Here is a 9,247-nt window from a genome sequence, read left to right as displayed (position 1 = left end):
CGAACGACCTGGGCGGGACGTTGATGGAGGAGACCATCAGCCGCATGGCCGGCTCCGAACACGGCTCCGCCCGTACCGTCGAACAGCTGCACGCCACTGCGGCATTGGCCGGACGACCTGCCCGGCAGCGCACTACGACATATGGCCGAGTGGATGCCGTGAGGTAACCCCCACGGGCGAGTGGGTGATCGCGGATGGCTAGTCTGCCGTCCGGTCGCGTTTTACCCGAACTCAACACACGGAGCTCCACAGCTTCGGTAGGTTCGCGGCCGACCGTCAACAAGGTTCACCCGTCCGTGGGGTGACGCTTTGCGAGGAGGCTCGGCAGTGCGCGGTCGCAGTGCAGCACTGGGTCTGGTCGTGGGCACGGTGTCGCCCCTGGTCACCACGGGTGTGGCGGCGGCGGGCACGACTGTGGTCGCGGCGGCTCCGGTGACGTTGAACGCGCCTGTCGGTGTCGCCGCGGTGGCGTTCGGTGTGGTCGGCCTGGTCACGGGCCTGGTCCGCCGGCGTCGAGCCGCGGTGCAGCGCGCCCAGTCCGGCCCGAACGCCCTGGTCGAGCCCGCTTCGGCACTCGACCCGACGGCCACCCTGCCCGCCGCGGTCCCCGCCCCGGCCCTCGACGCAGCGAAGAGCTGAACCCCGCGCCTCGCCCTTAAGGTCGCGAGAGGTTCCATGCGGGCCTTGTAAGCGCCCCTTCCGGCCGCGGGTACGGCCGCCTGCTGGTCTTGCGAGCGGGGCCGTCTGCCGGTCTTGCGAGCGGGCCACCCGCCGGTCTTGCGAGCGAGCTGTCTGCCGGTTTCGCGGGCGGTCGTCTGCTGGTCTCGGGAGCGGTCGGGCAAGCTCCCCGCGGGCTCGGCATCTGCGCTGCCCGGGGTTCGCGGCCGAAGTTGTCGGTCCCTCGTGAGACGATCGACTCGGGGGCCGGAGGCCACGCGAGGTCACGTGGGCCAGGTGGGGCTGGGTGAGGCCACGCGAGGTCACGCTGGGGCCACGCGAGGTCGCGTTGGGGCCGGGTGAGGTCGCGCACGGCGGGTTCCGCGGCCGGAGGAATGCGCGGGGCCGGCCGCTTCCCGGCGAGTAGGCGGGGCCTGGGAGAATCGTGGCGTGTCTGCTGCGAACCCCGCGAACACCGCGAACGCCGCCGAGGGCCAGGCCGCTCCGGTGAGCCGCCCCCGTGTCCTGTCCGGCATCCAGCCGACGGCCGGGTCGTTCCACCTCGGCAACTACCTCGGTGCGATCCGGCAGTGGGTGGCGCTCCAGGAGACGCACGACGCGTTCTACTGCGTCGTCGACCTGCACGCGATCACCGTCGAGCAGGACCCCAAGGTCCTCAGGCAGAACACGCGCACCTCGGCCGCCCAGCTGCTCGCGCTCGGCATCGACCCGGACAGCGCCACGCTGTTCGTGCAGAGCCACGTCCCCGAGCACGCGCAGCTCGCGTGGGTCCTCCAGTGCCTCACCGGGTTCGGCGAGGCCAGCCGGATGACGCAGTTCAAGGACAAGTCCGCCCGCCAGGAGACCCAGGTCGGCGTCGGCCTGTTCACCTACCCGATCCTCCAGGCCGCGGACATCCTGCTCTACAACGCCCACCACGTCCCCGTCGGCGAGGACCAGCGGCAGCACCTCGAACTCACCCGGGATCTCGCCCAGCGGTTCAACACGCGCTACGGCAAGACGTTCCGGTTGCCCGAGGCCTACATCGTCAAGGACACCGCCAAGATCTACGACCTCCAGGACCCGACCGCCAAGATGAGCAAGTCGGTGCCCACCGGCGTGGTCGAGCTGCTGGAGGACGTCAAGCGGTCCGCGAAGAAGATCCGGTCCGCGGTCACCGACACCGGGCGGGACATCGTCTACGACCCCGAGAACAAGCCCGGGATCAGCAACCTCCTGGTCATCTACTCCGCGCTGTCCGGCCGGACGGTCGACGAGCTGGTCGCGGACTACGACGGCAAGGGCTACGGCGACCTGAAGAAGGACCTCGGCGAGGTGTTCACCGAGTTCGCCACGCCGATCCAGGAGAAGGTGGCGGGCTTCCTGGCCGACCCGGCGGAGCTGGACAAGGTGCTGGCCAAGGGCGCGGAGCGGGCGCGTGAGGTCGCTGGGAAGACGTTGGCGCGCGCGTACGACAAGGTGGGGTTCCTGCCGAGTGGCGCGTGATCACGCGAACCCCTAGCGTCTGGTAGGTGGCGGAAGAGTCCAAGCTCGACAGGCTGCGCCGCGAGCGCCCGTGGCTCGATCACCTGGTCCGCGCCGGTGAGCGCTACTCCAAGCAGTACGGCGCGCACTACGCCGCCGCGGTGACCTACTTCAGCGTGCTCTCGCTGGTGCCGATGCTCATGATCGGCTTCGCGATCGCCGGTTTCGTGCTGTCCTCGCAGCCCGAGCTGCTGGACGAGCTGAAGCAGGGCATCGCCGAAGCCGTGCCGGGCACGTTGGGCGACACCATCAACCAGGTGGTGGCGCAGGCGATCGAGTCCAAGGGCACGGTCGGCGTGTTCGGCTTGCTCGGCGCCGCCTACTCCGGGCTCGGCTGGATGAGCAACCTCCGCGACGCCCTGACCGCCCAGTGGGGCCACGCCAAGGCGGACCTGCCGTTCTTCAAGACGGCGCTGAAGGACCTGCTGGCGCTGCTGAGCCTGGGCCTCGCCCTGGTCGTCTCGTTCGGCCTCACGGCGGTCGGCAGCGGGTTCGCCCAGCTCGTGCTGGAGTTCGTCGGCCTGGACGGCGTGTGGTGGGCCGAGGCGCTGCTCAAGGTCGGCACCATCGTGCTGGCGCTGGCCGCGAACTGGCTGGTGTTCCTGTGGGTGCTGGCGAAGCTGCCGCGCAAGCCGGTCGGCTGGCGCAGCGCGCTGAAGGGCGCGGCCGCGGCGGCGATCGGGTTCGAGGTGCTCAAGCAGGTCGGGACGATCTACCTGACCATGGTCACGTCCTCGCCCGCCGGCGTGGCGTTCGGCCCGATCATCGGTGTCCTGGTGTTCGCGAACCTGGTCGCCCAGTTCCTGCTGTTCATCACCGCCTGGACCGCGACCGCCCGGGAGAACCTCCTCAAGGACCCACCCCAGCCGCCGCCGCCCGCGGTCATCCGGCCCGTGGTGGAGGTCACGAAGACCCCCAGCGCCCGCGCCGCCGCCGGACTGGTCGGCGCGGGACTGGTGGCGGGCTTCCTGTTGCGCAGGCGTTGAACCCTGCTGCGCAGCCGCTAAGTCAGAGGCGCTCGGTCAGAGCCGCTGGGTGCGCAGCCGCTGGGTCAGAGCCGCTGGGTCAGAGCCGCTGGGTCAGAGGCGCTGGGTCAGAGGCGCTGGGTCACTGCCAGAAGACCGCGAGGCCGACGTTCACCACGACCAGGCCGACGAGGGTCTGCGGGAGCCACGACGGCGCCTTGGGCTTGTTCAGGTTCGCCGCGGCCAGGCCGCCGATGACCACCAGCACCAGCGTCTTGATGCCGAGCTTCATGTGGTTGTAGTCGGCGTCGGTCAGCGGGGCGATCGCGTAGAGCGCCACACCGGTGATGAGCTGGAGACCGACGCCGTGCAGCCAGCCCTTGTTCAGCGGCGCGTCCTTGCCCGCCCGGTTCTGGACGAAGAACATCGCGACCAGCATTGCCATGCCGAGCAGGTGCAGGAACACCAGCAACAGGCGCACGAACTCCACGGCGGAGCCTCCAGGGTGTGTGGTGGGTTACTTGCGGAGCGCCCGCAGGCCGCGCACGCCCAGCACCCCGATGATCGTGCCGAACACGAGCGACGCGACGACGAGCACCAGGTGCACGGTGAAGAACGCGGTCGGGCCGGCGTCCCACGAACGGGGGTCCTTCCAGATGTTGCGCAGGAAGTTCGGCCAGATCACCCAGGACCACACCCCGAAGGCCACCAGGAACAGCGACATGCCGCGGGAGAGCTTCACGGATGCAGTATCGGACGTGGCGGGTGCACGTCACTCAACCGGGGTGGATAGCCTGGGCGGGTGCGTTCCCCCGCGACACGACGGCCTGTAGCCACGGCCCTGGCTGCCTGCACGCTGTTGGCCACCGCAGTGTTCGGTGCGTCCCCGGCCCAGGCGCAGCCCGCCCCGTGCGACAACCGGGTGTCACCGCCGCCTGCGGTGGACACGTCCGAACAGGTGCCCCCGGGCGCCCAACCGCCACGCCCGCTGGAGGTGCCGGAGAACCCGGTCGGCGGCGAGCGGCTGGGCGAGTGCGGGCTGGTGCTGCCCGCCAACGCCCAGAAGCTCCCCGACGACATCAGCGCCCGCACGTGGCTGGTCGCCGACATGGACTCGGGCGCCGTCCTGGCCGCCTACGACCCGCACGGCCGCCAACGGCCCGCGTCGGTCATCAAGGTGCTGCTGGCGATGGTGGTGGCCAAGGAGCTGTCCCCGGACGCCACCGTGGCCGCGACCCAGGAGGACGTCGACCAGGAGTGCACGTGCATCGGCCTGCGGGTGGGTGCCGAGTACACGGTCGAGCAGCTGCTCCAGTCCCTGGTGATGGCGTCGGGCAACGACGTCGCCCATGCGCTGGCGAGGCGCCTGGGCGGCCTGCCGAGCGCGATCCGCAAGATGAACGCGTTGGCGGCCGAACTGGGTGCCCTGGACACGCGGGCGGTCACGCCGTCCGGGCTGGACGCGCCGGGCACCAGCACGTCCGCCTACGACGTGGCGCTGATCTTCCGCGCGGCGATGAAGTACCCGGACTTCGCCAAGGCCGTGGTGACGCAGAAGATCGACTTCCCGGCGAAGAACGGTGTCGGGACCGTGCCGGTTTACAACGACAACAAGCTTTTGACGTCGTATCGGGGTGCTTTGGGTGGAAAGTCCGGATTCACGGACGACGCCCAGCACACGTATGTGGGTGCGGCCGAGCGGGATGGTCGGAGGTTGGTCGTTGTGCTGTTGCGCGGGCAGCAGCAGCCGGTGCGGATGACCGACCAGGCGGCGCGGCTGTTGGACTGGGGTTTCGAGCTGCCCAAGGACGCGTCCGTGGGTCGGTTGGTGGACGGCGCGCCTCAGGCCAAGAAGAAGACCACGGAGCCGAAGCTGACGCCGACCAGTGCGGCTGTGGGACAGGTCGCTGAGTCGCGGGATACGCAGGACGCGGCCATGGAAAAGGCGTTCGGGACCGTCGGGTTGCCGATTACGGCGGTGGCGGGGTTGGGCGTCATCGCCGCATTCTTCTTGTACCTGCGGAACCGGCGTGCCAAGGCTGCTCGTGCTGCTCGTGCGGCTGCTCAGGCGTCCCAGACGACCGGCTGACGCTCCTATGGAGGGGCTCCAGGCTCTTTAGAGCGCGGTGCGCGTTCCTCCTTCAGTGGTGAGGAGCGGGGTCCTGTTTTGACCCGCGAAGCGTGGGCCTGAGCGGGGAACGTCTCGTTTGAAGATCAAAAGAGCCTCGCCGGCGGGCGAGCCGCCAAGGATGACACAACTGCAAGAGCGGGGGCTTCTTGCTTGTGTCATCCCCGCATGACCCGGCAAAGCCGACCACAGATTTCCCGGGCGCCGCCGAAAACTTTTGCTCGTTCCTCGCAAAACTTTTTGGCGGCACCCGGGAAATCTGTGGTAGCCCTTCGGGCGGGCCATACGGGGATGGCACAAGCAGGAAGCCCGGGTTGGGGTGTGTGCCCCGGCGGCACTGCCCGACGGCGCTGCGCGCCGAAAGCAAAAGCAGAAGGGCGGGACCGTGAGTGGTCCCGCCCTTCCGGTGTGCTGGGGTCAGATGCGCTTGAAGAGGAGGGCGCGTTTGACTTCCTGGATGGCCTTCGTCACCTGGATGCCGCGCGGGCAGGCGTCGGTGCAGTTGAACGTCGTTCGGCAGCGCCAGACGCCGTCGATGTCGTTCAGGATGTCCAGGCGCTCCTCCGCACCTTCGTCCCGCGAGTCGAAGATGAAGCGGTGGGCGTTGACGATCGCCGCCGGGCCGAAGTACGAGCCCTCGGTCCAGTAGACCGGGCACGAAGTGGTGCAGCAGGCGCACAGGATGCACTTCGTGGTGTCGTCGAAGCGCTCGCGGTCGGCCACCGACTGGATGCGTTCGCGGGTGGGCTCGTTGCCGTAGGTGATCAGGTACGGCTTGACGGCCCTGAACGCCTCGAAGAACGGCTCCATGTCGACCAGCAGGTCCTTGTTCACCGGCAGGCCCTTGATGGGCTCGATGGTGATGGTGGTCTGCTTGCCCTTGGGGGCCAGGAGGTCCTTCAGGAGCACCTTGCACGCCAGGCGGTTCACGCCGTTGATGCGCATGGCGTCCGAGCCGCAGATGCCGTGGGCGCAGGAACGGCGGAAGGTCAGGGTGCCGTCCAGGTACCACTTGACGTAGTGCAGCAGGTTCAGGACCCGGTCCGACGGGAGGGCCGGGATCTCGAACTCGTCCCAGCGGGGCTCGTCGTCGACCTCCGGGTTGAACCGGCGGATCTTCAGGGTGACGGTGATGGCGCCGTCCGGCACCGGGGGCTGTGCGCCGCGCGAGCCGGTGGACACTTCAGCGGTAGCGGTCATCAGTACTTGCGCTCCATCGGCTGGTACCGGGTGAACGTCACGGGCTTGTAGTCCAGGCGGATGTCCGCCGACAGGCCCTCACCCTGCTTGTAGTACATGCTGTGGCGCATGAAGTTCGTGTCGTCGCGGTTCGGGTAGTCCTCGCGGGCGTGGCCGCCGCGGGACTCCTTGCGCGCCAGCGCGCCGACCACCAGGACCTCGGCCAGTTCCAGCAGGAAGCCCAGCTCGACGGCCTCCAGGAGGTCGGTGTTGAACCGCTTCCCCTTGTCCTGCACGGTGATCCGCTGGTACCGCTCCTTCAGCGCCTGCACGTCGTGCAGGGCCTGCTTGAGCGTGTCCTCGGTGCGGTACACCGACGCGTTCTTGTCCATCGTGGCCTGCAGCTCGGTGCGGATGTCCGCGACGCGCTCGTGGCCGTGCTCGGACAGCACCAGCGCGACCTGCTCCTCGACCACCTTGGCGGGGTTCTCCGGCAGGTCCACGTGGTCGTGGCTGTTGGCGTACTCGGCGGCGGCGATGCCCGCGCGGCGGCCGAACACGTTGATGTCCAGCAGCGAGTTGGTGCCCAGGCGGTTGGCGCCGTGCACCGAGACGCACGCGCACTCGCCCGCGGCGTACAGGCCGGGGACGATGTGGTCGTTGTCCCGCAGCACCTCGCCGTGCACGTTGGTCGGGATGCCGCCCATCGCGTAGTGCGCGGTCGGGTACACCGGCACCGGCTCCTTCACCGGGTCGACCGCGAGGTACGTGCGGGCGAACTCGGTGATGTCGGGCAGCTTGGTCTCCAGGACCTCGGCGCCCAGGTGCGTGCAGTCCAGCAGCACGTAGTCCTTGTTCGGGCCGGCGCCGCGGCCCTCGATGACCTCCAGGGCCATCGACCGGGCGACGATGTCGCGCGGCGCGAGGTCCTTGATGGTCGGGGCGTAGCGCTCCATGAACCGCTCGCCGGAGGCGTTGCGCAGGATCGCGCCCTCGCCGCGGGCACCCTCGGTGAGCAGGATGCCCAGGCCCGCGAGACCGGTCGGGTGGAACTGGTAGAACTCCATGTCCTCCAGGGGGAGACCCTTGCGGAAGACGATGCCCATGCCGTCGCCGGTCAGCGTGTGGGCGTTGGAGGTGGTCTTGAAGACCTTGCCGAAACCGCCCGTGGCGAACACGACCGACTTGGCGTGGAAGACGTGGATCTCGCCGGTCGCCAGCTCGTAGGCCACCGCGCCGGTGCAGACCGGGCCGTCCTCGGTCTCGGTCAGGCAGATGTCGAGCACGTAGAACTCGTTGAAGAACTCGATGCCGTGCTTGACGCAGTTCTGGTAGAGGGTCTGGAGGATCATGTGGCCGGTGCGGTCGGCCGCGTAGCAGGCCCGGCGCACGGCCGCTTCACCGTGGTTGCGGGTGTGGCCGCCGAACCGCCGCTGGTCGATCTTGCCCTCGGGCGTGCGGTTGAACGGCAGGCCCATCTTCTCCAGGTCGAGGACCGCGTCGATGGCCTCCTTCGCCATGATCTCGGCGGCGTCCTGGTCGACCAGGTAGTCACCGCCCTTGATCGTGTCGAAGGTGTGCCACTCCCAGTTGTCCTCCTCCACGTTCGCCAGCGCGGCGCACATGCCGCCCTGCGCGGCGCCCGTGTGGGAGCGGGTGGGGTAGAGCTTGGTGAGGACCGCCGTGCGGGCGCGCTGACCGGACTCGATCGCGGCGCGCATCCCGGCGCCGCCGGCACCGATGATCACGACGTCGTACTTGTGGAACTGCATGTCGAGGTACTCCCCGCGGCGGGTCAGTCGGTGATGTTCGGGTCGAAGGTGAAGATCACGTACGTGCCGAGGCTGATGATCAGCACCATCGAGACGTACAGCAGCACCTTGAGCCAGAACCGGGTCGCGTCCTTGCGGGCGTAGTCGTTGATGACCGTGCGCAGGCCGTTGCCGCCGTGGATCTGCGCCAGCCACAGCATCGCCAGGTCCCAGAACTGCCAGAACGGCGAGGCCCAGCGGCCGGCGACGAAGCCGAAGTTGATGCGGTGCACACCGCCGTCGAGGACGTTCATGATGAACAGGTGGCCGAGCACCAGCACCACGAGCGCCACGCCCGAGATGCGCATGAACAGCCAGCTGTACAGCTCGCCGTTGCTGCGGCGGGCGGCGGGGCGGCGCGGGGAGCGCGGCCTGGCCAGGGTCAGCTCGCTCATCTCAGTGACCCCCGAACATCTCGGACACCGTGCGGACCAGCATGAAGTAGGTGCCCGGGATCATCACGAGCACCCAGAGGCCGAGGATCGCCCACAGCATCTGGCGCTGGTAGCGGGGACCCTTCTCCCAGAAGTCGACGAGCATCACGCGGATGCCGTTGAGCGCGTGGTAGAGCACCGCCCCGACGAGGCCGACCTCGAACAGGTTGACGATCGGGTTCTTGTAGGTCTCGATGACCTTGTCGTACGCGTCCGGCGACACCCGCACCAGCGCGGTGTCCAGGACGTGCGCGAACAGGAAGAAGAACGTCAACACACCGGTGATGCGGTGGGCGACCCAGGACCACATGCCCAGATCGCCACGGTAGAGCGTGCCGCCTCCCTTGGAGGTGCCCGACCGCTCGGTTGCGGTGGTGCCGGCCATGCGCAACGGCCTCCAGCGTCAGTGGTGGACTGGTCTCCCCGTGCTGGGAGGGACCTTGACCCCCGGATGCTAGTCCCGCCCGGTCGGCACGACCCAATGGCCGCCGCCGTCTGTGACTGACAGAACAAATGGGTCGTCCTTGA

General features: G+C 68.8%; 10 protein-coding genes. 4 read left to right on the top strand and 6 right to left on the bottom strand.

The window, feature by feature from the left end:
- Positions 1 to 327: 327 nt before the first annotated feature.
- From RIN75_RS15005 to yhjD, 3 genes are all read left to right on the top strand, one after another.
- Positions 328 to 639: a hypothetical protein gene (locus RIN75_RS15005; protein WP_309112511.1), complete on the top strand. Its 312-nt coding sequence runs from the start codon at positions 328 to 330 to the stop codon at positions 637 to 639.
- Positions 640 to 1,107: 468 nt separating this feature from the next.
- Positions 1,108 to 2,163: a tryptophan--tRNA ligase gene (gene trpS, locus RIN75_RS15000; RefSeq protein WP_375295959.1), complete on the top strand. Its 1,056-nt coding sequence runs from the start codon at positions 1,108 to 1,110 to the stop codon at positions 2,161 to 2,163.
- A gap of 26 nt (positions 2,164 to 2,189) precedes the next feature.
- Positions 2,190 to 3,188: an inner membrane protein YhjD gene (yhjD, locus tag RIN75_RS14995; RefSeq protein ID WP_309112510.1), complete on the top strand. Its 999-nt coding sequence runs from the start codon at positions 2,190 to 2,192 to the stop codon at positions 3,186 to 3,188.
- Between the two features lie 121 nt (positions 3,189 to 3,309).
- Here yhjD and RIN75_RS14990 read toward each other — a convergent pair whose 3' ends face one another.
- Together RIN75_RS14990 and RIN75_RS14985 are read right to left on the bottom strand one after the other, a co-directional pair.
- Positions 3,310 to 3,657 (bottom strand): hypothetical protein, encoded by a 348-nt coding sequence (locus RIN75_RS14990; RefSeq protein ID WP_309112509.1) that lies wholly within the window; start codon positions 3,655 to 3,657, stop codon positions 3,310 to 3,312.
- A 27-nt stretch (positions 3,658 to 3,684) separates the two neighbouring features.
- Positions 3,685 to 3,909 carry an SCO4848 family membrane protein gene (locus RIN75_RS14985; RefSeq protein WP_309112508.1) on the bottom strand — a complete coding sequence of 75 codons (225 nt, stop codon included), beginning with the start codon at positions 3,907 to 3,909 and terminating at the stop codon, positions 3,685 to 3,687.
- A gap of 60 nt (positions 3,910 to 3,969) precedes the next feature.
- Here RIN75_RS14985 and RIN75_RS14980 point away from each other — a divergent pair, with 60 nt between their 5' ends.
- Entirely contained in the window at positions 3,970 to 5,256 is a 1,287-nt protein-coding gene (locus tag RIN75_RS14980; protein ID WP_375295958.1) for a D-alanyl-D-alanine carboxypeptidase family protein, read from the top strand.
- 456 nt (positions 5,257 to 5,712) lie between these two features.
- On the opposite strand, the gene RIN75_RS14975 is transcribed toward RIN75_RS14980, so the two are convergent.
- Genes RIN75_RS14975 through sdhC form a run of 4 tightly spaced genes read right to left on the bottom strand, consistent with a single transcriptional unit; the run spans position 5,713 to position 9,104 of the window.
- Positions 5,713 to 6,495 carry a succinate dehydrogenase iron-sulfur subunit gene (locus RIN75_RS14975; protein WP_309112506.1) on the bottom strand — a complete coding sequence of 261 codons (783 nt, stop codon included), beginning with the start codon at positions 6,493 to 6,495 and terminating at the stop codon, positions 5,713 to 5,715.
- Positions 6,495 to 8,246, bottom strand: coding sequence for a succinate dehydrogenase flavoprotein subunit (gene sdhA / locus RIN75_RS14970; RefSeq protein ID WP_309112505.1), 1,752 nt, complete (start codon positions 8,244 to 8,246; stop codon positions 6,495 to 6,497). Before sdhA ends, RIN75_RS14975 begins: the two co-directional genes overlap by 1 nt.
- A 23-nt stretch (positions 8,247 to 8,269) precedes the next feature.
- Positions 8,270 to 8,680 (bottom strand): succinate dehydrogenase hydrophobic membrane anchor subunit, encoded by a 411-nt coding sequence (locus RIN75_RS14965; protein ID WP_309112504.1) that lies wholly within the window; start codon positions 8,678 to 8,680, stop codon positions 8,270 to 8,272.
- A 1-nt stretch (position 8,681) separates the two neighbouring features.
- On the bottom strand, positions 8,682 to 9,104 hold the full coding sequence (gene sdhC / locus RIN75_RS14960) for a succinate dehydrogenase, cytochrome b556 subunit (protein ID WP_309112503.1): 423 nt from the start codon (positions 9,102 to 9,104) through the stop codon (positions 8,682 to 8,684).
- Positions 9,105 to 9,247: the final 143 nt, after the last annotated feature.

Origin of the sequence: Saccharothrix sp., from assembly GCF_031180885.1 — a bacterium.
GTDB lineage: Bacteria > Actinomycetota > Actinomycetes > Mycobacteriales > Pseudonocardiaceae > Actinosynnema.
This window is presented reverse-complemented; position numbering and strand designations above follow the sequence as displayed.